Here is a 20,367-nt window from a genome sequence, read left to right on the forward strand (position 1 = left end):
AACAGGAGTTCGAGTGAAGCAGGTTGTGCAGAACTACAAGAGTGGCGAGCTGGCCCTGCTCGACGTACCGGTACCGGGGTGCAAGCCGGACGGTGTGCTGGTCAGGACCGCCTACTCGCTGATCTCCACCGGGACCGAGCTCATGAAGGTGTCCGAGGCCGGCATGTCGATGGTGGGCAAGGCCCGCTCCCGTCCGGACCAGGTGGCCAAGGTCATGCAGAGCGTGGCCACCAACGGGGTGCCCGCCACCTACCGCAAGGTGATGGGCAAGCTGGACTCCTACACGCCGCTGGGCTACTCGCTGTGCGGGGTGGTCGAGCAGGTCGGCACCGGGATCGACGACGTGGCGGTCGGCGACCTCGTGGCCTGCGCCGGCAATGAGCACGCGTTGCACGCCGAGCTGAACTGGGTGCCGAAGAACCTCTACGCCCGGCTGCCGGACGGCCTCGCGCCCAGGCACGCGGCCTTCGGCACCGTGGGGTCGATCGCGATGCAGGGCGTCCGCCAGGGCGAGCCGCAGCTCGGCGAGGTGGCGCTGGTCATCGGCCTGGGGCTGATCGGGCAGCTGGTGGTGCAACTGCTGGCCGCCTCGGGAGTCCGCGTCGTCGGGGTCGACCCCGACCCGGTGCGCTGCGAACTCGCCGAGCGCCTGGGCGCTGCGGCCTGCGGCGATCCCGCGTCCGCGGCCGTGGAAGCCGCGGTCGCCGAGCTCACCGGCGGTCACGGCGTGGACCAGGTGTACCTGGCCGCCGGCGGCAGCAGCAACCAGCCCGTCGAGCTGGCCGCCCGGCTCTGCCGGGACCGCGGCCGGGTCATCGACATCGGCAAGTGCCGCCTGGACCTGCCGTGGAACGCGTACTACGAGAAGGAACTCGAGGTCCGGTTCTCCCGCTCGTACGGCCCCGGGCGCTACGACCCGGAGTACGAGCTCGAGGGGCGGGACTACCCGATCGGCTACGTGCGCTGGACCGAGCGCCGCAACCTGGCGTGCTTCCTCGATCTCCTCGCCCGCGGCCGCATCGACGTGGAGCCCCTGGTCTCCCACATCGCCGACTTCGATGACGCCGTCGAGACGTACCAGCGTCTCAAGGACGGCGACCTGAAGGCCGTGGCCGTGCTGTTCCGGTACCCCGGCCCCGTTGCAAACACGGCGGAAGCGGAGGCCCCGGCCATGGCCGTGCCCGCGGTGCGACGCAGCGGCCACGTGCCCACCCCGGCCCGGTCCGCCAAGGCTTCGGTGCGGCTGGCGTTCGCCGGCGCGGGGAACTACGCGACGTCGATGCTGCTGCCGCACCTGGCACAGCGCGACGGCGTCGAGTTGTCCACGGTCGTCACCACGACGGCGCTGTCCGCGGCCAACGCGAAGCGGAAGTTCGGCTTCGCCGAGGCGACCACCGATCTCGACGCCGTGCTCGGCGACAAGTCCATCGACGCGGTGTTCGTCGTCACCCGGCACAGCTCGCACGCCGAACTGACCCGCAGGGCGCTGCTGGCCGGCAAGGCGGTGTTCGTGGAGAAGCCCCTGGCCCTCACCGAGGACGAGCTGGCCGGCGTGCTCGCGGCGGTGGAGGAGTCCGGCAACGACCGGCTGCAGGTGGGCTTCAACCGCCGGTTCGCGCCGCTGCTGCAGGAGGCCAGGAAACGGTTCGGGGTCCGGACGGGCCCGGCGAGCCTCCGCTACCTGGTCAACGCGGGCCGGCTGCAGCACGGCAGCTGGTACCTCCAACAGGGCACCGAGGGCTCGCGGTTCGCCGGAGAGGGCGGGCACTTCGTCGACACGGCGAGCTGGCTGCTCGAGGCCGATCCGGTTTCGGTGTATGCGGTCGCCACGTCCGGCAACGAGGACCTGCAGGTCGTGCTGCGCTACCCGGACGGGTCCACCGCCACCATCAGCTACGTCACCACCGGCTCGCCCGGCTTCCCCAAGGAGACGCTGGACCTCGTCGCGGCCGGCAAGGTGCTGCGGCTCGACGACTTCGTCCGTGCCGCTGTTTACGACGGCCGCCGCAAGCGGTGGGTCAGTTCGCGGCTGCCCAAGGCCCGGGACAAGGGCCAGTCCGCCGAGCTGGCCGCGTTCATCAAGGCCGTGCGGACCGGCGGCCCGATGCCGGTGCCGCTGGAATCGCTGGTCGCCACCACGGCGGCCACCCTCGCCGTGCAGACCGGCCTGGTCAGCGGCGCGCCGGTGACGTTGGCGAGGACGCGATGACCACGAGCGCGGGCTGGTACCTGCGGCGGCTGTCCCGGATGGGCCCGCGGGAGGTCGGCGGCCGGGTGGGCGACGCGGTGCGCAGGCGGCGGTGGCGGTCGGCGCTGCCGGACTGCCCGAGCGTGATCGGCGCCCGGTTCACCGCGGTACTGCCCGCCGGGTCGATCGACGCGGTGCCGCCGGACGCCGCGAAACGTCTCATCGCCGAGGCGGACCGGCTGATGGCCGGGCACGCCGAGTATTTCGGGGTGGACCGCGACGACCTGGCCGACCCGGACTGGTGGTACGACCCGAAGACCGGGCGCCGGGCTCCGCAGGGCCACGCCTTCGACGTGCCGTACCGCAGCGAGGACGCGGTCGGGGACATCAAGCAGATCTGGGAGCTGTCCCGGCACCAGTACCTCACCGTGCTGGCCGCCGCCTACGCGATCACCGGGGACGAGCGGTACGCCGAGCGAGTGGCCGAGCACCTGCGGTCGTGGTGGGCGGCCAACGCGCCGCTGCGCGGGGTGCACTGGATCAGCGGCATCGAGCTGGGGATCCGGCTGCTGTCCTGGGTGTGGATCCGCCGGCTGCTCGACGGCTGGCCGGGCGCGGCCGGGCTGTTCGAGGGCAACCCGGTGGCGCTGAACCAGATCTGGCACCACCAGCGCTGGCTGGCCGCCTTCCCCAGCCGGGGGTCCTCGGCGAACAACCACATCATCGCCGAGGCCGCCGGGCAGTTCGCCGCGGCCTGCGCGTTCGGGTGGTTCCCCTCCTCGGCGCGCTGGCGAGCCGGCGCGCTGCGGTCGCTGGAGCGGCACCTGCGGAGCAACACCTTCGGCTCCGGCCTCAACCGCGAGTCGGCCACCGAGTACCACGGACTCGTGCTGGAGCTCGGCCTGGCCGCGGTGGCCGAGGCGGATGCCGCCGGCGTGCCGGTCCCCGCGCCGGTCCGGCTGGTGCTGCTGCGGATGACCGACGCGCTCGCGGCCGTCGTGGACGGCCGCCTACGGCCACCGCGCCAGGGAGACGCGGACGACGGGCACGGCTTGGTCGTGGACGGCGCGGGCACCGACCGCTGGGCCTCGCTGCTGGCCACCGGGGACGCCGTGTTCGGCCGACTCGCCTGGTGGCCGGCGGTGACCGGCACCGATGTGCGCACCCCGCTGCTGGCCGCGCTCATCCGGCCCGCCGCACCGGCCGTGACCCGCCCGGCAAGCCGACCGGCCCACTTCGCCGACGCAGGGCTTACCATCCTGCGCGGTCCGGGGGAGATCTGGTGCCGCTGCGACGGCGGTCCGCACGGATTCCTGTCCATCGCCGCGCATGCCCACGCGGACGCGCTGTCCGTGGAGGTCCGGCACGACGGGGTCGACGTGCTCGCCGACCCGGGGACGTTCTGCTATCACGGGCAGCCCGAGTGGCGGCAGTACTTCCGGTCGACCCTCGGCCACAACACCCTGCGATTGGACGACGGTGACCAGTCCGTCTCCGGCGGCCCGTTCCTGTGGACCCGGCATGCCCGCAGCCGCGTCCTGGTCGCGGACACATCCGGCACCTCCGACGGTGGGACGGCCCGCTGGTGCGCCGAGCACGACGGTTACCAGCGCTCCGTGCACCGCCGCCGGGTGGAGCTGACCGCCGCGAGCCAGGAGCTGCGGGTGGTCGACGAGGTGCGCGGCCCGCGCCGGGCCGCGCAGCTGGCGTTCCACCTCGGCCCGGCGATCGCCGCGGACCTGGTGGAGAACCGGGCAGTGCTCACCTGGACCCGGGACGGCGAGGACCGCTCCGCCGTGCTCGACCTGCCCGGGCAGCTGTCCTGGAGGGCGCATCGCGGCGAGACCGACCCGCCGCTGGGCTGGTACTCCGCAGGCTTCGGGCGCAAGGAACCCTCCACCACGCTGGTCGGCACCGGCTTCGCCGACGGCGCGCAGGGGTTCACCACCGTACTCAGGTTCCGCGGCTAGGGGGGCGCGTGGGGATCAAGAGGCGGCACTGGGCGACGGCGACGGCACCGCTGGTGCTGGTCCTGGTCCTGCTGGCGGCGACCGGCTGCACGAGCGCACCGGGCGCCCCGGCGGAGCCGACCGTCGCGCCCTCCACGTCCGTGGCCGGAGTGTGCGCCACGCCCGCGGCCGGACCGGCGACGGCGCCGGCGGGCGCGGTGACGGTCGACCCCGCGGTGGTCGGTGACCTGGCTGCGAAGACCAAGAGCAGCCCTCCGAACACCACCTTCTGGCTTCGACCGGGGACCCACAGGCTCGAATCGGATCGTTTCGCCCAGGTCATCCCCAAGGAGGGAAACAGCTACCTCGGCGCGCCGGGCGCGGTGCTCGACGGCCAGAAGACCAATCAGTACGCGTTCGGCGGTGCCGCCCCCAACGTCACCATCCGCTACCTGACCGTGCAGGGTTTCGCCGCGCCGCAGAGCGAGGGCGTGGTCAACCACGACTCGGCCGACGGGTGGGTGATCGAGCACGCGACGATCCAGAACAACTCCGGCGCCGGGCTGATGGCCGGTGCCCGCCAGCGGGTCCGCGCCAGCTGCCTGCGCGGCAACGGACAGTACGGCTTGAACGCGTACAAGGCCGGCGGCCCCCTCAGCGACCTGGTGGTCGAGGGCAACGAGATCGTGGCCAACAACACCGACGACTGGGAGCGTCGCCAGCCGGGCTGCGGCTGCACGGGCGGCGTCAAGTTCTGGGCCGTCAACGGCGCCGACGTACGCGGCAACTGGGTGCACGACAACCGCGGACCCGGGTTGTGGGCGGACACCAACAACAACGACTTCCGCATCGAGGACAACGTGCTCGACGCCAACGACGGTGCCGCGCTCATCTACGAGACCAGCTACAACGCGGTCATCCGGAAAAACACGATCCGGCGGAACAACTGGGTCGAGGGCCGCAGGAAAGCCGCCGACGGCGACAACTTCCCGTTCGCGACCGTCTACCTGTCCGAGTCCGGCGGCGAACCACGGATCCGAGCCCGCACGGACAAGATCGAGATCTACCAGAACGTGCTGGAGAACAACTGGTCCGGGATCACCCTGTGGGAAAACGCCGACCGGTTCTGCAACAGCCCGGCCAACACCTCCTCCGGTGACTGCACGTTGCTGGTGAAGAACACCGACCACTGCGCCCAGCCGGCCATCGCCACCACACCGCTCTACGCCGACTGCCGGTGGAAGACCCAGAGGGTGGACGTCCACAGCAACCGCTTCGTGCTGGACACGTCCGTCGTCGGGTGCACGGTGAAGTGCGGCCGCATGGCGGTGCTGGCCAACTACGGCACGTATCCGGACTGGTCGCCGTACAAGGGCGAACCGGTGGCTGAGGCGATCACCCACAAGCAGGAGAACCGCTGGCACGACAACGTCTACCTCGGACCATGGAGCTTCGTCGCCCACGACCCGAGCCGAGAACTCGACTTCGGACAGTGGCAGGGCACGCCGTACCAGCAGGACGCGGGCAGCACCTTCCAGCCCCAGGCCGGTGGTTGAGATGAGCCGCGACCTGACGCGCGACGGGCTGCCGGGCGGACCGGATGCCGCGGGCACGCGGCCCGGCGCCGAACCGCGCCCTCCCGGCACACCGAAGAGCGTCGGGATCGTCTGGGGGCTGCTGATCCTCAACACGCTCGGCTCCGCCGGGGCGAAGACCATCATCCCGCTGCCGCGCTCCCTCATCCAGATGGCCACCATGGGCGCGCTGGTCGCCGCGTTCGCGCTGGCGCTCGCCCTCAATCTCCGGCTGCGCATCCGAGCCAGCGCCTTCCTGTTCCTGCTCACCCTGCTGCTGGTGCCGAGCGTGATCTCCAGCGCGCACCTGGAGTCCGGGTTCGGCGCGCTGTTCCGCTGCGCCCGGCTGGCTCTCTTCGTCGGCACGCTGTGGCTGCTCAGCCGCTGGTGGGACGGCAGCCCGACGTTCGTCCGGCACCACATCCGGCTGTACTTCGCGGTGCTCGCGTCGGTGGCCGCCGGCTTGCTCGTCTCACCGGGCGCGGCCATGCCCGAGCTCTACGGCGGGCGGCTGGTCGGCGCGCTGTGGCCGCTCACCCCGCCGCAGATCGGACAGTACGCCGCGGTGATCATCGGGCTCACCGTGCTGCTCGCTCTGGACCGCCGGACCGACGGGCGCAGCGCGGCGATGGTCATCGTGCCCGCACTCGTCCTGCTCGCGCTGACCCATACCCGGACGGCGACGCTCGGCCTGCTCATCGGGCTGGTGCTGGCGATCGGCTCGCTCGTCCTGACCAGCGCCGCCGCCCGCCGGTTCTTCGGCTGGGCGGTGCTGTGCGCCACGGTGGCCGGTGTGGCGTTCAACTCCGCGCTACAGGCGTGGTTCCTGCGCGGACAGAGCCAGGAGAACTTCTCCAACCTCACCGGTCGGGCCAAGGTCTGGGACGCCCTGCTGGCGGCCCCCCGGACGACCTCGGAGCAGCTGTTCGGCGCGGGCCTGGGCGACAAGTCGTACGGCGGGCTGCCGATCGACAACAGCTGGCTGGCCGTTTACAACGAGCAGGGTCTGACCGGCACCGTCATCGTGGCGGCGATCATCATCGTGCTGGGCGGTGTCGCGTTGCTGCGCCCACCGTCGCTGCAGAGGGCCTGCGCGATCTTCCTGATCAGCTACTGCGCGATCGCGTCGTACACCGAGGCCGGGCTGGGCGACGCCTCGCCGTACCTGCTGCACCTGACCGTGGCCGCCTCGCTGCTGGCGGTACCGGCCGCGGCCGCTCCCCTCTCGACACCCGAAGTCCCTCGACGACGCATACCGCAACGGGCCCGGAAATCGGAGGTGACCTGAGCATGCACGTTCTCGTGGTGCACAACCGCTACGCCTCGGCGCAGCCGAGCGGGGAGAACAAGGTCGTCGACCAGGAGGTGGGGCTGCTGCGCGAGGCAGGCCACCGGGTCGAGGTGTTCGAGCGGCGCAGCGACGACATCGCTGCCCGCTCCCTGCTCTCCAAGGCCGCGGTGCCGCTCCTCGTGCCGTGGAACCCGGCGGTCCGCGCGGAGCTCGCCGCCCGGCTCCGCACCGAGCGGCCGGACGTGGTGCACGTCCACAACGTCTTCCCGCTCCTGTCGCCCGCGGTACTGGCCGCCTGCGCCGACGCCGGCGTGCCCGCCGTCGCCACACTGCACAACTACACCCAGGTCTGCCCGCCCGGCACGCTGCAGCGGGACGGCCGGCCGTGCACCGAGTGCGTCGGGTCGGCGCCGCTGCCCGCCGTCCGGCACGGCTGCTACCGCAACTCCCGGCTGGCGACGGTGCCGCTCGCGGTCAGCCTGTCGGTCAACCGGCGGCGGTGGTGGTCCGGCGTGGAGCGGTTCTTCTGCATCTCCGCGGCGCAGCGAGACGTCCTGGTGCGGTCCGGCATGCCACCCGAGCGGCTGGCGGTGAAGCACAACTTCGTGCCCGACCCGGGCACCCGCCGAGCGGGCGCCGGCGAGCACCTGCTCTATCTCGGCCGGCTCGCGGAAGCCAAGGGCGTGCGGCTGCTCATGGCCGCGTGGGACGAGATCGCCGCTGACGGCGGTGTGGGCGTGCCGCTCGTCGTCGCCGGCGCGGGGCCACTGGAGGGAGAGGTGACCGCCTGGGCGGCGGGCCGGGACGACGTGCGGTACGTCGGCCTGTACGACCCGGACCAGTGCCGGCAGGCCGTCGCGCAATCGGTCGCCGTGGTGGCTCCCTCTACGTGGCTGGAGGCGTTCGGCCTGGTGGTCGTGGAGGCGATGGCGGCGGGGGTCCCGGCCGTCGCCGCCGGTCACGGCGCCTTCGTCGAACTCGTCGAGGACGGGGTGACCGGACTGCTGCACAGGCCGGGCGAGCCCGCCTCGCTCGCGGCCTGCATGCGCCGGATCACGGCCGAGCCGGCCCGCAACCGGGAGATGGGCCAGGCGGCCCGGCGCCGTTACGAGCAGGGGTTCAGCCCGGCCGTCGGGCTGGAGCGCCTGCTGGAGGGGTACCGCACCGCGATCGCGGGGCGGTCCGGCGGCGCGAACAGCGCGCCGCCGGTAGGGAACGTAAAACGCTGGCTCGCGGCGGAGCGCCCGCGCGAGCAGGGATGGGGGCAGTAGATGACACGATGCCGACTCTGCGGCTCGGCGACGCTGGCGAGCGTCGTCGATCTGGGGGCGACCCCGCCGTGTGAGAGCTTTCTCGCCGCGGACCAACTGGACCAGCCGGAACCGACGTACCCGCTGCACCTGCGGGTGTGCACCGACTGCTGGCTCGCGCAGATCCCTCCGCTGATCACGCCGGAGGAGACGTTCACGCAGTACGCGTACTTCTCCTCCTACTCGACCTCCTGGGTGGAACACGCACGCACGTTCGTCGCCGACGCCGTACAGCGCCTCGCTCTCGGCCCCGACGCCTTCGTGGTCGAGGTCGCCAGCAACGACGGGTACCTGCTCAAGCACATGGTGGACCGGGGGATCCGCTGCCTCGGCATCGAGCCGTCGGTGAACGTCGGCGCCGCGGCGCGGGACGCGGGCGTGCCCACGCTCACGGAGTTCCTGGACCCGGCCACCGGCTCGGCCGTCCGCGCCGAGCACGGCCCGGCGGACCTGGTCGTCGCCAACAACGTGTACGCGCACATCCCCGACGTGGTCGGGTTCACCCGGGGGCTGCGCGCCCTGGTCGCCGACGACGGCTGGGTCTCCATCGAGGTGCAGCACCTGCTGACCCTGATCGAGGAGAACCAGTACGACACGATCTACCACGAGCACTTCCAGTACTACACGGTCGCGTCCGCGACCCGGGCGCTGGCGAGCGGCGGACTCGCGCTCGTGGACGTCGAGCTGCTGCCCACGCACGGCGGCTCCATCCGGCTGTGGGCCCGGCCGACCGAGGCGGCCGGCGAGCCGACCCGACGGGTGGCCGACGTGCTGGACCGGGAGAAGGCCGCCGGGCTGCAGGAGCTGTCCGGGTACACCGAGTTCTCCGCCCGTGTGGCCAAGGTGCGCCGGGACCTCCTTCGGTTCCTCGTCGAGGCGGCCGAGCGCGGCGAGACGGTCGTCGGCTACGGCGCTCCGGGCAAGGGCAACACCCTGCTCAACCACTGCGGCATCCGGCCCGACCTGCTCCCGTACACGGTCGACCGCAACCCCTACAAGCACGGCAGGTTCACCCCGGGCACCCGCATCCCGATCCTGCCGCCCGAGCAGATAGCCGCCGACGAACCGGACTACGTGCTCGTCCTCCCGTGGAACCTGCGGGACGAGCTCGTTGAGCAACTGTCCTTCGTGCACGCCTGGGGCGGCCGGCTGGTCTTTCCCATTCCGGAACTGAGCATTGTCGAGGTCAAGCCGTGAAGGTCGTACTGTTCTGCGGCGGTTATGGGCTGCGCATGCGCAGCGGTGCCTCCGACGACTTGCCCAAGCCGATGGCGATGGTCGGCCCGCGGCCGCTGATCTGGCACGTCATGCGCTACTACGCGTACTTCGGGCACACGGAGTTCATCCTGTGCCTCGGGTACGGGGCCCACCACATCAAGAACTTCTTCCTCAACTACGAGGAGACGACGTCCAACGACTTCGTGCTGCGGGGCGGGCAGACCGAGTTGCTGTCCACCGACATCGCCTCCTGGACGATCACGTTCGTGCAGACCGGCATCGAGTCGCCGATCGGAGAGCGGCTGCGCCGGGTGCGGCACCACCTGGACGGCGACGACATGTTCCTCGCCAACTACGCCGACGTGCTCACCGACGCCCCGCTTCCGGAGATGATCGACTCCTTCTCCCGGCGCGACGCCGGTGCGTCGATGATGGTGGTGCCGCCGCAGTCCTCGTTCCACTGTGTGGAGCTCGGCGAGAACGGCCTGGTGGGGGGCATCACCGCGGTGAGCGACATGCCGCTGTGGGAGAACGGCGGCTACTTCGTGCTCCGCCAGGAGGTCTTCGACCACATACCGGAGAACGGTGACCTGGTCGCCGACGGATGTGCCCAACTGGCCAAGCGCGGACGGCTGGTGGCGCACCAGCACCGCGGCTTCTGGAAGCCGACCGACACCGTGAAGGAGCGGGCCGCGCTCGACGCCGCCTACGCCGTGGGCGACCGTCCGTGGGCCGTGTGGGAACGGGACGGCGCGAGCGCTGGAGCGAGGGCGTGATCCGGCTCGGAGCCGGGCGCCTGGACCGGGTCGTCGCGGTGGGCGCGCACTGCGACGACATCGCCATCGGCGCCGGCGGCACGCTGCTGACGCTGTGCAGCGCGCGGCCGGGTATCCGCATCGACGTGCTGGTGCTCTCCGGCGGTGGCAGCGAGCGGGAGGAGGAGGAGCGGGCCGCGCTCGCCGCCTTCTGCCCGGGCGCCGAACTGCGGCTGACCGTGCTCAAGCTGCCGGACGGCCGGATGCCCACGCACTGGGACGAGGCCAAGGCCGCGGTCGAGGAGCTGCGCGGGCAGACCGAGCCGGACCTGGTGCTGGCGCCGCGCACCGATGACGCGCACCAGGATCACCGCGGCCTGGCGAAGCTGGTCACCACCGCGTTCCGCGACCACCTCGTGCTCGGCTACGAGATCGTCAAGTGGGACGGCGATCTCGGCCGTCCGGCGGCGTACCAGCCGCTGTCGCCGGAGATCGCCGAACAGAAGGTGCGGCTGTTGCAGGAGCACTACCCCTCGCAACGGCACCGCCCCTGGTACGACCGGGAGGCCTTCCTCGGTCTCGCACGGATCCGCGGCATCGAATGCCATGCGCGCTACGCCGAGGCATTCGCCGTCACCAAACTCACGCTCAATCTGGGGGGATGAACCATGCGCGTACTGCTGACCGGACACCAGGGCTACCTGGGCACCGTGATGGCCCCGGTCCTCAGCTCCGCCGGGCACGAGGTCGTCGGCCTTGACGCCGGCCTGTTCGCCGACTGCGTCCTCGGCCCGCCGCCCGCGGACCCGCCGGGGCGGCGGGTGGACCTGCGCGACGTCACGGCCGACCACGTGGCCGGGGTGGACGCCGTGATCCACCTGGCCGCGCTGTCCAACGACCCGCTGGGATCGCTGGCGCCGGACCTCACCTACGACATCAACCACCACGCCTCCGTACGGCTGGCCCGGCTGGCCCGCGACGCCGGAGTGCGCCGCTTCCTGTACGCGTCGACCTGCTCGGTCTACGGCGCCGCCGGCGGGGACGACCTGGTGACCGAGGACGCCCCGCTGCGCCCGGTGACGCCGTACGCGGAGTCCAAAGTGCGGGTGGAGGACGAGCTGCACGCGCTGTCCGACGGCGACTTCAGCCCGGTGTTCATGCGCAACGCCACCGCCTTCGGTTACTCGCCCCGGCTGCGCGCCGACATCGTGCTGAACAACCTGGTGGGCCACGCGCTCCTGTCCGGCGAGGTGCTGGTGCTCTCCGACGGCACCCCCTGGCGCCCGCTGGTGCACGCGGCCGACATCGCACGGGCCTTCGCGGCCGCGCTGGTCGCGCCGCGGGAATCGGTGCACGACCGGGCGTTCAACATCGGCAGCGAGATCAACAACGTCACGGTCGCCGAGATCGCCGAGCAGGTCGCCGAGGCGGTCCCCGGCTCGCGGGTGAAGATCACCGGGGCGAGCGGTGCCGATCCGCGCTCGTACCGGGTGGACTTCTCCCGGTTCCGCGCCGCGGTGCCCGGCTTCGACTGCGAGTGGACGGTGAAGCAGGGCGCGCTCGAACTCGCCGACGCCTACCGCAAACACGGGCTGACCCGGGAGGACTTCGAGCGACGCTTCACCCGGCTGGCCGTGCTGCGCGCGGCGTCCGACGCCGGCGCCGTCGACGACACCCTGCGGTGGCGCCGATGACCGCGGCCGGCGACGAGATGTACGCGCTGGTGGAGCGGCTGTACCCGCTGTGCCGGAGCATCACCGGCGACGGTGTGCGCGCCACCCTGGAGATCGTCGGCGAGTACGTTCCGCTGCAGGTGCACGAGGTGCCGACCGGGACGCAAGTGCTCGACTGGACGGTGCCGCAGGAGTGGAACATCCGGGACGCGTACATCGCCGACTCCGCCGGCAACCGGGTCGTCGACTTCGCCGCGTCCAGCCTGCACGTGCTCGGCTACAGCGTGCCGGTGGCGGCGACCATGCCGCTGGCCGAGCTGCGCGCACACCTGCACACCCTGCCGGACCACCCGGCCTGGGTGCCGTACCGCACCAGCTACTACACGCCGCAATGGGGGTTCTGCCTGGCCCAGGAGACCTTGGACGCGCTGCCGGACGGCGAGTACGAGGTGCGCATCGATTCCACGCTCTCGGACGGCCACCTCACCTACGCCGAGCACGTGGTCCCCGGCCAGGTCGCCGACGAGGTGATCGTCTCCTGCCACGTCTGCCACCCGTCGCTGGCCAACGACAACCTGGCCGGCATCGCGGTGGCGACGTTCCTGGCCCGGGCGCTGGCGGAGCGGACGCCGTACTACACCTACCGGTTCCTGTTCGCGCCCGGCACCATCGGGGCGATCACCTGGCTGGCCCGCAACGCGGAGCGGGTGAATGGGGCATCCCCTGCTCGAGCGGAGCCGAGAGCTGGGGGAAGGGTCAAGCACGGGCTGGTGCTGGCCTGCGCCGGGGACTCGGGGCAGCTGACGTACAAACAGAGCAGGCGCGGCGACGCGGAGATCGACCGGGTGGTGCAGCACGTGCTTCGTGCCTCCGACCGCCCGCACCGCGTCACCGAGTTCACTCCGTACGGCTACGACGAGCGGCAGTTCTGCTCGCCCGGGTTCGATCTCGGCGTGGGTTCGCTCAGCCGGACCCCGTACGCCGGCTACCCCGAATACCACACCTCGGCGGACAATCTGGACTTCGTCTCCCCGGAGGCGATGGCGGACACCCTCGCCGTCTGCCGCGAGGCATTCGCCGTGCTCGACCGCAACCGGCGGTACGTCAACCTCAGCCCCTACGGCGAACCACAGCTGGGCCGACGCGGGTTGTACGACTCGCTCGGCGGCCGCAGCGACGCGAAGCAGGCCCAGATGGCCATGCTCTGGGTGCTCAGCCTCTCCGACGGCGAGCACGCTCTGCTGGAGGTCGCCGAGCGGTCCGGGCTGCCGTTCGACACCGTCGCCGCCGCGGCCGACGCCCTGCGCGGCGCCGGGTTGATCAAGGCATGACGCCGATGACCACCGAGGAGGCGAAGGAGACGGCATCGGCGGGGTCCGCCAAGCGGGCCCTCGTCGGCCGGCTGTCCTGGGGACTGGCCGACCAGGCGGCCTCCAGCATGTCCAACTTCGCGGTGGGCATCTACGTGGCCCGCTCGCTGGGGGTGACCGCGTTCGGCGTGTTCAGCCTCGCCTGGGTGACGTACGGCGTGGTGCTCAACGTCTCCCGCGGGCTGGCCACCGACCCGCTCGTGGTGCGCTTCAGCGGCGTGCCGGACGCGTCCTGGCGCGGGGCGGTGGCCCGGTCGGCGGGTACCGCCCTCGCCGCCGGTACGGCCCTCGGCGCGGCGTGTCTGCTGGTCGGGCTCGGTCTCGGCGGCCGCGTGGGGCCCGCGTTCGCGTGCCTCGGCGTCATGCTGCCGGGGCTGCTGCTGCAGGATGCCTGGCGGTTCTCGTTCTTCGCCGCCGGCGCCGGGCGGAAAGCGTTCGTCAACGACCTCGTCTGGGGCGTCGCGCTCGTCCCGGCCTTGGTGGTGGCGGCCCACGTGGGCAGCGTGGCCGCCTTCGTGCTCGCCTGGGGCGCGTCCGCCACGGTGGCCGCTGCGTACGGCTGCCTCCAGTCCGGCATCCGGCCGAGGATGACCGGGGCGCGCGGGTGGCTGCGCGAGCAGCGCGATCTCGGCTACCGCTACCTGGTCGAGAACGTCAGCCTCAGCGGCGCGAGCCAGCTGCGGGCGTACGGGCTCGGCGCGATCGTCGGGGTCGGCGCGGTGGGTGCGGTGCGGGGCGCCGAGCTCCTGCTCGGCCCGTTCCTCGCCGTGCTGATGGGACTGTCGCTGGTCACCGTCCCGGAGGCGGCGCGGGTGCTACGGCAGGCCCCGCACCGGCTCGGCTCGTTCTGCCTCCTGCTGGGCGGCGGGCAGGCCGCCGCCGCGCTGCTCTGGGGCGGCGCGCTGCTGACGGTGCCGGACCGGCTCGGTGAGCTGGTGCTCGGCGGCGTCTGGCCCTCCGCCGCACAACTCATCCTGCCGGTCACCCTCGCCGTCGCGGGCGCCGGCCTCGGCACCGGCGCGGCGGCCGGGCTGCGCGCGCTCGGCGCGGCCCGGCGCAGCCTGCGCTGCCAGCTGTTCGCCTCCGTCTGCTATGTCAGCGGCGGGCTCGGCGGGGCGGCCGCGGCCGGCACGGTCGGCTCGGCCTGGGGCGTCGCCGCCGCGACCGTCAGCGGCTCGGCCGTGTGGTGGCTGCAACTGCGGTCCGCCCTGCGCGAGCACAGCAAGAACCCCATTCCCGAAGTGAGGATCTCATGACCGCCCAACCCAGGCTGAGCATCGGCCTGCCCGTGTACAACGGCGAGGAGTACCTGGCCGAGTCGCTCGACGCCCTGCTCGGCCAGACCTACGAGGACTTCCAGCTGGTCATCTCCGACAACGCCTCGACCGACGGGACCGAGGACATCTGCCGCCGGTACGCCGCGCGGGACTCGCGCATCCGGTACCTCCGGCTGCCCCGGAACATCGGCGCCTCGCCGAACCACAATTACGTGTTCACCGAGTGCCGAGGCGAGCTGTTCAAGTGGGCCTCGCACGACGACCTGTACGCCCGGGACCTGCTGCGGCGCTGCGTGGAGGCGCTGGACGAGCGGCCGGACGTGATCGTCGCGCACGCCGACCAGGCGGTCATCGACGGCGACGGCCAGGTGAAGGTGCCGTACGAGTACGGGCTCGCCACCGGCTCTCCGCACCCGCCGGAGCGTTTCCGCAGTCTGCTGTTCGAGCCCGGTGGGGACGACTTCTACGGGGTGATGCGGGCCGACGTGCTGCGCCGGGTGAAACCGCTCGACAGCTACCACCACGCGGACCGCACGTTCGTCGCCGAGATCGCCCTGCACGGGCCCTTCCACCAGGTGCCGGAGCTGCTGTACTTCCGCCGCGACCACCCCACCCGCGCCGAGCGCGCGAACCCCGGCAAGCGCTCCCGGTGCGTCAACCTGGATCCGCTCCGGGCAGGCCCGCTGCACCCGACGCCCCGGCTGCTCGCCGAGTACGTCTGGGGGTTCGTCGCGGCGGTCCGGCGGGCGCCGTTGTCCCCCGCCGACCGGCGCGCGTGCCACCGCCACCTGGTCGCATGGATGGCCAGCCGGGTCCGGCCGGGCGCCGGCGAGCGGGTCGAGGACCGCGCCCCCGTCGACCCGGCCGAGCTCACCGTCTCGGTCGATGCCCTCGTCGCCGGCCGTGAGGGGAGGCGGGCATGACGTCGGGACACGAAACTCCGGTGCGCGTCGGGGTGTTCGGCCTGCTCGGCTCCGGCAACCTCGGCAACGACGGGTCGCTCGAGGCCGTGCTCGGCTACCTCCGCGCCGAGCACCCGGAGGCGGTCGTGGACGCCCTGTGCGGCGGACCCGAGGTCGTCACGACCCGGTACCGGATCCCCGCGACGCGGCTGCACTGGTACCGCGGGGAGTACCGGACCGCGTCGCGGGCGGCCGCGATCGCGGCGAAGGGTCTGGGCAAACTCGTCGACGCCGTCCGCACCGCTGCCTGGGTGCGCCGGCACGACGTGGTGATCGTGCCGGGCATGGGCGTTCTGGAGGCGACGCTGCCGCTGCGGCCGTGGGGCTTCCCGTACTCGCTGTTCCTGCTCTGCGCATCAGGCCGGCTGTTCGGCACCCGGGTCGCGCTGGTCAGCGTCGGCGCCGCCGCGATCGGCAACCGGCCGACCCGGGCCCTGGTGCGCTGGTCGGCGCGGCTGGCCACGTACCGGTCGTACCGGGACACCCCGTCCCGCGACGCGATGCGGGCGATGGGCGTGGACACCGCGCACGACGAGGTCTACCCGGACCTCGCCTTCTCCCTGCCGACGCTGTCGGCGAGCGGACCCGACAAAATCTCAGTCCCGCCGGGCCCGGTCGGCGTCGGCGTCATGGCCTTCCACGGCGGTGACGACGACCGGGCCCGGGCCGAGGAGATCCACCGGCGCTACCTCGACGGGACGATCCGCTTCGTCCGCGCGCTGGTCGAGGACGGCAGGCCGGTCCGGCTGCTCACCGGCGACGGGGTCGACGTGCCGGTGGTCGCCGCGATCCTCGACGCGGTGGACTCGCCGCTGGTCACCGCTGCCGAGACGTCCTCACTGGCCGACCTGATGAAGGAGATGGCGGCGGTCGACACGGTGGTGGCCGTCCGGTACCACAACCTGATCTGCGCGCTGAAGGTCGGCACTCCGACGCTCGCACTCAGCTATGCGGCGAAGAGCGACGCGCTCATGGCCCAGATGGGTCTCGCCGCCTACTGCCACCCGGCCCGCGAGGTCGACGCCGACCGGCTGCTCGAGCAGTTCCGGGCGCTGGAGCAGCGCTCGGCGGAGCTGCGGCGGACCCTCACGGAGCGGAACCTGACCGCCACCCGGCGCCTCGAGCACCAGTTCACCGCCTTGACCGCGGCCCTCTTCCCGGCGGCCGACCACGCCCACGCCCTGCGGGAGGCTCCATGAAAGCGACCGAAGTCCCGGCGATCGCCGGCGCGTACCTGTTCGAGTCGACGCCCTACGCCGACGAGCGCGGCTTCTTCTGCCGCACCTTCGACGCCGACGTGGTCCGCTCGGTGGGCCTCGACCCGGACGCTTTCGTCCAGGACAGCGTGTCCCGCTCGGTCCGGGGCGTGCTGCGCGGCCTGCACCTGCGCTCGGGTGCCGGCGAGGCCAAGCTCGTGCGGTGCTCGTACGGGAGGGTCTTCGACGTCGTCGTGGACCTGCGGCCCGACTCTCGGACCTACCGCAACCGGGCCTTCTTCGACCTGTCCGGCGAGACCCAGCTGACCCTGTACGTCCCGGCGGGGTGCGCGCACGGCTTCCAGGCGCTGACCGAGACCGCCGACGTCTCGTACCGGATCGACCGCCCGCACGATCCGGCCGAGGACGTGACGATCGCCTTCGACGACCCGGAGCTCGCCATCCCCTGGCCGCTTCCGGTCATATCGATGTCCAAGCGGGACCGGGAGGCGCCGAGCCTCGCCGAGGTCCTGCAGCGAAAGGAAGGGTGAAGTCAGCGTGGACGCCGGAGAGTTCCGCTTGCCCCGGTCGCGGATGGCGAACGAGCGGCTGCACGCCATGATCCCCGGGGGCGCCCACACCTACGCCAAGGGCGACGACCAGTACCCCGAGAACCTGGCCCCGGTCATCAGCCACGGCCGCGGTGCCCACGTGTGGGACGTCGACGGCAACCGCTACGTCGAGTACGGCTCCGGCCTGCGGTCGGTCAGCCTCGGCCACGCCCACCCGCGCGTGCTCGAGGCGGTGCGGCGGGAACTCGACCGCGGCAGCAACTTCGTCCGGCCGTCCATCGTGGAGGTCGAGGCCGCGGAACGCTTCCTGGCCACGGTGCCGACCGCCGAGATGGTGAAGTTCGCGAAGAACGGCTCCGACGTCACCACCGCCGCGGTGCGCCTCGCCCGCGCCGTCACCGGGCGCCCGCGGGTGGCCATCTGCGGCGACCATCCGTTCTTCTCCGTCGACGACTGGTTCATCGGCACCACGCCGATGTCCGCCGGTGTTCCGGCGGCGACCACCGAACTCACCGTGGCGTTCCCGTACGGGGACCTGGCCGCCACTGAAGAACTGCTCACCCGGTACCAGGGCGAGGTCGCCTGCCTGATCCTCGAACCTGCCGGCCACGCCGAGCCTTCCCCAAGCTCTCAACTTCGTTCGAGCGGGGGAGACCCCACTCCCGGGTACCTCGCCGGCCTGCGCGAGCTGGCCGACCGGCACGGCTGCGTACTGATCTTCGATGAGATGATCACCGGCTTCCGCTGGTCCGAGGCGGGCGCCCAGGGTCTGTACGGCGTCGTCCCCGACCTCTCCACGTTCGGCAAGGCGCTGGGCAACGGGTTCGCGGTCTCCGCGCTGGCCGGGCGCCGCGACCTGATGGAGCGGGGCGGGCTGCGCCACTCCGGAGACCGGGTGTTCCTGCTGTCCACCACGCACGGTGCGGAAACGCACTCGCTGGCCGCCGCGATGGCGGTGCAGACCACCTATGTCGAGGAGGGCATCACCGCGCGGCTGCACGCCCTCGGCGAGCGGTTGGCCGCCGGTGTCCGCGAGGCCGCGGCCGCCATGGGCGTCGGCGACCACATCGTCGTCCGGGGCCGGGCCAGCAACCTGGTCTTCGCCACCCTCGACGAGAACCTGCAGCCGTCACAGCAGTACCGCACCCTGTTCCTGCGCCGGCTCCTCACGGGCGGAGTGCTGGCCCCGTCGTTCGTGGTGAGCAGCGCGCTGGACGACGCCGACATCGACCGCACCGTAGACGTGGTGGCCCAGGCATGTGCGGTGTACCGGAAGGCACTGGACGCCGCTGACCCCACCCCATGGCTGGCCGGGCGGCCGGTGAAGCCCGTCTTCCGCCGCTTGGCGTGACGTGACGTGGCGTGACGTCAGCGACGCACCCGCCGACCGGCGTCGGCCGTCCGGTTGGCCGTCCGGTCGGTCAGCCGGTCGGCCGTCCGGTCGACCAGCCACGCGGTCGCCGGTATCACCGCCAGCGCGGTGCACCAGCCACCGAGGACGTCGGTCGGGTAGTGCGCGCCCAGGGCGACCTGCGCCCAGCCCATGGCGGCGCCGGCAACCAGGGCCGCGGCGAGCACGAGCAGCGTGCCGGCCGTCCGGACGAGGCCGAGCCGGCCGGTCGCGAGCAGCGCCACCACGAGGGCGAACGCGGTGAGGAATGCGGTGTGCCCGCTCGGGTAGGACAGGTACCCGCCGTGGATGGTGCGTCCCACCAGGTGCTTGAGCAGCGTCGCCGCCCCCACGGCCATGCCGACGCCGACAACGACGAGCACCGCTGCGCGAGGACGCCGAAGCAGCAGGCAGCCCGACACGGTGGCCACGACCAGCGTCGCCGCTCCGGCGGGCTCCCCCATGAAGTCCATGGCCAGAGCGACGTGCCGCCACGGCGGCCGCACGCCGTCCACCGCCGACTGGATCCACACGTCCACCATGCCGGGCCGGCTGTGGCCGGCGTACAGGATCCCGAGCACGCCGACCATCAGCGCGGCGAGGGCCGCGATCAGCCCGAGCCCCGCGCGCAGCGAGGGGGGCAGCACCGCCGGCGCCGGCCGGCCGGTCACACGGCTCCCGCGGGCAGGTCGGAAACGGCATCGTCGCGGCCACCACCGCCCGGGCCTGCGCCAAGGGCATCGCGTTTCGGGCGCTGGTCGCCGAGGGCCCGTACGGGCTGCGCGGCTGGACCGAGCAAGAGGACGAACCCGTCGAGCACGAACTGGGCTCGGCCGGCTTCCAGGTCCGCTCCGGCCAGGCGATCCAACGCGAGCCCCCCCCGTCGTGTCCGACCCACCGTCCAGCGAGCGCAACTGCTCCGCGTACACCCGCTCCAAGCCTCTACTTGTCACCCTAACCAACAATCCGGTCGCGGCACACCACGCGATTACCGCTCCGCGGGGACGGGTGGGCGTCCCGCGGCCTTCCGGGCGGTTCCCTCGTGCGGGCCTGTGTGACAAGGGTGAAGCGGGGCAGATGAGTGCAGCCGTGCAGCCCATCCCGGAGGCCTGTCGATGTCCTGTGTGTCTGCTCTGACCGTTGTCCGCCTCGACGCGGCGAGGGGTCGTTTGCCGCTCCTTGCCCGGTTCTCGTACGACGGCGAGGACCCGTACGTGGTCCAAGCGGCGTTCCTCGACGGCCCCACCGTCCTGGCCCATTGGCACTTCGACCGGCAGATGCTCGCCGAGGGGCTCCACAGCCCGGTGGGCGAGGGAGACGTCACCTTCAGCCCTCATCGGGCAGCCGGCGCCGACGAGCTCCGCATAGCTCTGCGAGGCCCCGCCGCCGAGACGCAAGGGGACACCGTCCTCTTCGTGGAGGCCCGGGCGCTCACGGGCTTCCTGGAGCAGACGTACGCCATCACCGGCGCGGGGGAGGAGTTCCTCGACGTCGACAAGCTCCTCGACGAGTTCCTGGCCCGCTGACGTCCGGGCGAGGGGGCGCCTGCCCGTGCGGGCGGGCGCCGCGGGCCGGGTCTTCGCGTCGGCGCCGGTCGCTGCGTACGGACGTGGACGTGCCTCGGTCCCGGACCCCTCAGGGG

The 20,367-nt window shown here is 72.3% G+C and carries 17 protein-coding genes; 16 read left to right on the top strand and 1 reads right to left on the bottom strand.

The window, feature by feature from the left end:
• The first annotated feature begins 13 nt into the window (after positions 1-13).
• From ACFWB8_RS25820 to ACFWB8_RS25890, 15 genes are read left to right on the top strand one after another with little or no spacing between them, the layout of a single operon-like run.
• Entirely contained in the window at positions 14-2,209 is a 2,196-nt protein-coding gene (locus ACFWB8_RS25820) for a bi-domain-containing oxidoreductase (RefSeq protein ID WP_385231637.1), read from the top strand.
• Complete coding sequence (locus ACFWB8_RS25825; RefSeq protein ID WP_385231640.1) at positions 2,206-4,158, top strand: alginate lyase family protein; 1,953 nt, start codon at positions 2,206-2,208, stop codon at positions 4,156-4,158. The genes ACFWB8_RS25820 and ACFWB8_RS25825 overlap by 4 nt, the downstream gene beginning before the upstream one ends.
• A gap of 8 nt (positions 4,159-4,166) precedes the next feature.
• Entirely contained in the window at positions 4,167-5,693 is a 1,527-nt protein-coding gene (locus ACFWB8_RS25830; protein WP_385231644.1) for a right-handed parallel beta-helix repeat-containing protein, read from the top strand.
• Position 5,694: 1 nt separating this feature from the next.
• Positions 5,695-6,999, top strand: coding sequence for an O-antigen ligase domain-containing protein (locus ACFWB8_RS25835; protein WP_385231647.1), 1,305 nt, complete (start codon positions 5,695-5,697; stop codon positions 6,997-6,999).
• Between the two features lie 2 nt (positions 7,000-7,001).
• A complete protein-coding gene (locus ACFWB8_RS25840) occupies positions 7,002-8,273 on the top strand; it encodes a glycosyltransferase (RefSeq protein WP_385231650.1) in 1,272 nt (423 codons plus the stop codon).
• A complete protein-coding gene (locus ACFWB8_RS25845; RefSeq protein ID WP_385231653.1) occupies positions 8,274-9,509 on the top strand; it encodes a class I SAM-dependent methyltransferase in 1,236 nt (411 codons plus the stop codon). It abuts the gene before it with no gap.
• Positions 9,506-10,306 (top strand): glucose-1-phosphate cytidylyltransferase, encoded by an 801-nt coding sequence (locus ACFWB8_RS25850; protein ID WP_385231656.1) that lies wholly within the window; start codon positions 9,506-9,508, stop codon positions 10,304-10,306. The genes ACFWB8_RS25845 and ACFWB8_RS25850 overlap by 4 nt, the downstream gene beginning before the upstream one ends.
• Positions 10,303-10,950 carry a PIG-L deacetylase family protein gene (locus ACFWB8_RS25855; RefSeq protein WP_385231659.1) on the top strand — a complete coding sequence of 216 codons (648 nt, stop codon included), beginning with the start codon at positions 10,303-10,305 and terminating at the stop codon, positions 10,948-10,950. Before ACFWB8_RS25850 ends, ACFWB8_RS25855 begins: the two co-directional genes overlap by 4 nt.
• A 3-nt stretch (positions 10,951-10,953) precedes the next feature.
• The gene (locus ACFWB8_RS25860) at positions 10,954-11,979 is read left to right on the top strand and encodes an NAD-dependent epimerase/dehydratase family protein (RefSeq protein WP_385231662.1); all 1,026 of its coding nucleotides are present in this window, start codon (positions 10,954-10,956) and stop codon (positions 11,977-11,979) included.
• Positions 11,976-13,289 (top strand): DUF4910 domain-containing protein, encoded by a 1,314-nt coding sequence (locus ACFWB8_RS25865; protein WP_385231665.1) that lies wholly within the window; start codon positions 11,976-11,978, stop codon positions 13,287-13,289. The genes ACFWB8_RS25860 and ACFWB8_RS25865 overlap by 4 nt, the downstream gene beginning before the upstream one ends.
• Entirely contained in the window at positions 13,286-14,584 is a 1,299-nt protein-coding gene (locus tag ACFWB8_RS25870) for a hypothetical protein (RefSeq protein ID WP_385231668.1), read from the top strand. Before ACFWB8_RS25865 ends, ACFWB8_RS25870 begins: the two co-directional genes overlap by 4 nt.
• A complete protein-coding gene (locus ACFWB8_RS25875) occupies positions 14,581-15,528 on the top strand; it encodes a glycosyltransferase family 2 protein (protein WP_385231671.1) in 948 nt (315 codons plus the stop codon). The genes ACFWB8_RS25870 and ACFWB8_RS25875 overlap by 4 nt, the downstream gene beginning before the upstream one ends.
• The gene (locus ACFWB8_RS25880; protein ID WP_385231674.1) at positions 15,525-16,766 is read left to right on the top strand and encodes a polysaccharide pyruvyl transferase family protein; all 1,242 of its coding nucleotides are present in this window, start codon (positions 15,525-15,527) and stop codon (positions 16,764-16,766) included. Before ACFWB8_RS25875 ends, ACFWB8_RS25880 begins: the two co-directional genes overlap by 4 nt.
• Positions 16,763-17,314 (top strand): dTDP-4-dehydrorhamnose 3,5-epimerase family protein, encoded by a 552-nt coding sequence (locus tag ACFWB8_RS25885; protein ID WP_385231677.1) that lies wholly within the window; start codon positions 16,763-16,765, stop codon positions 17,312-17,314. The genes ACFWB8_RS25880 and ACFWB8_RS25885 overlap by 4 nt, the downstream gene beginning before the upstream one ends.
• 7 nt (positions 17,315-17,321) lie before the next feature.
• Positions 17,322-18,686 carry a glutamate-1-semialdehyde 2,1-aminomutase gene (locus tag ACFWB8_RS25890; protein WP_385231680.1) on the top strand — a complete coding sequence of 455 codons (1,365 nt, stop codon included), beginning with the start codon at positions 17,322-17,324 and terminating at the stop codon, positions 18,684-18,686.
• Between the two features lie 17 nt (positions 18,687-18,703).
• Here the strand turns inward: ACFWB8_RS25890 and ACFWB8_RS25895 are convergent, their stop codons facing one another.
• Positions 18,704-19,396, bottom strand: coding sequence for a phosphatase PAP2 family protein (locus ACFWB8_RS25895; RefSeq protein WP_385231683.1), 693 nt, complete (start codon positions 19,394-19,396; stop codon positions 18,704-18,706).
• 498 nt (positions 19,397-19,894) lie between these two features.
• Between ACFWB8_RS25895 and ACFWB8_RS25900 the strand changes: the two genes are divergently transcribed.
• Entirely contained in the window at positions 19,895-20,251 is a 357-nt protein-coding gene (locus ACFWB8_RS25900; protein WP_385231686.1) for an SsgA family sporulation/cell division regulator, read from the top strand.
• Positions 20,252-20,367: the final 116 nt, after the last annotated feature.

Origin of the sequence: Streptomyces sp. NPDC060031, from assembly GCF_042736805.1 — a bacterium.
Lineage (GTDB): Bacteria > Actinomycetota > Actinomycetes > Streptomycetales > Streptomycetaceae > Streptomyces.

What these genes read in the sequence shown, in the direction of transcription:
- ACFWB8_RS25825 (WP_385231640.1), top strand. Translation starts at nt 2,206, where the DNA reads ATGACCACGAGCGCGGGCTGGTACCTGCGGCGGCTGTCCCGGATGGGC.
- ACFWB8_RS25835 (WP_385231647.1), top strand. Translation starts at nt 5,695, where the DNA reads ATGAGCCGCGACCTGACGCGCGACGGGCTGCCGGGCGGACCGGATGCC.
- ACFWB8_RS25840 (WP_385231650.1), top strand. Translation starts at nt 7,002, where the DNA reads ATGCACGTTCTCGTGGTGCACAACCGCTACGCCTCGGCGCAGCCGAGC.
- ACFWB8_RS25845 (WP_385231653.1), top strand. Translation starts at nt 8,274, where the DNA reads ATGACACGATGCCGACTCTGCGGCTCGGCGACGCTGGCGAGCGTCGTC.
- ACFWB8_RS25860 (WP_385231662.1), top strand. Translation starts at nt 10,954, where the DNA reads ATGCGCGTACTGCTGACCGGACACCAGGGCTACCTGGGCACCGTGATG.
- ACFWB8_RS25865 (WP_385231665.1), top strand. Translation starts at nt 11,976, where the DNA reads ATGACCGCGGCCGGCGACGAGATGTACGCGCTGGTGGAGCGGCTGTAC.
- ACFWB8_RS25870 (WP_385231668.1), top strand. Translation starts at nt 13,286, where the DNA reads ATGACGCCGATGACCACCGAGGAGGCGAAGGAGACGGCATCGGCGGGG.
- ACFWB8_RS25875 (WP_385231671.1), top strand. Translation starts at nt 14,581, where the DNA reads ATGACCGCCCAACCCAGGCTGAGCATCGGCCTGCCCGTGTACAACGGC.
- ACFWB8_RS25880 (WP_385231674.1), top strand. Translation starts at nt 15,525, where the DNA reads ATGACGTCGGGACACGAAACTCCGGTGCGCGTCGGGGTGTTCGGCCTG.
- ACFWB8_RS25885 (WP_385231677.1), top strand. Translation starts at nt 16,763, where the DNA reads ATGAAAGCGACCGAAGTCCCGGCGATCGCCGGCGCGTACCTGTTCGAG.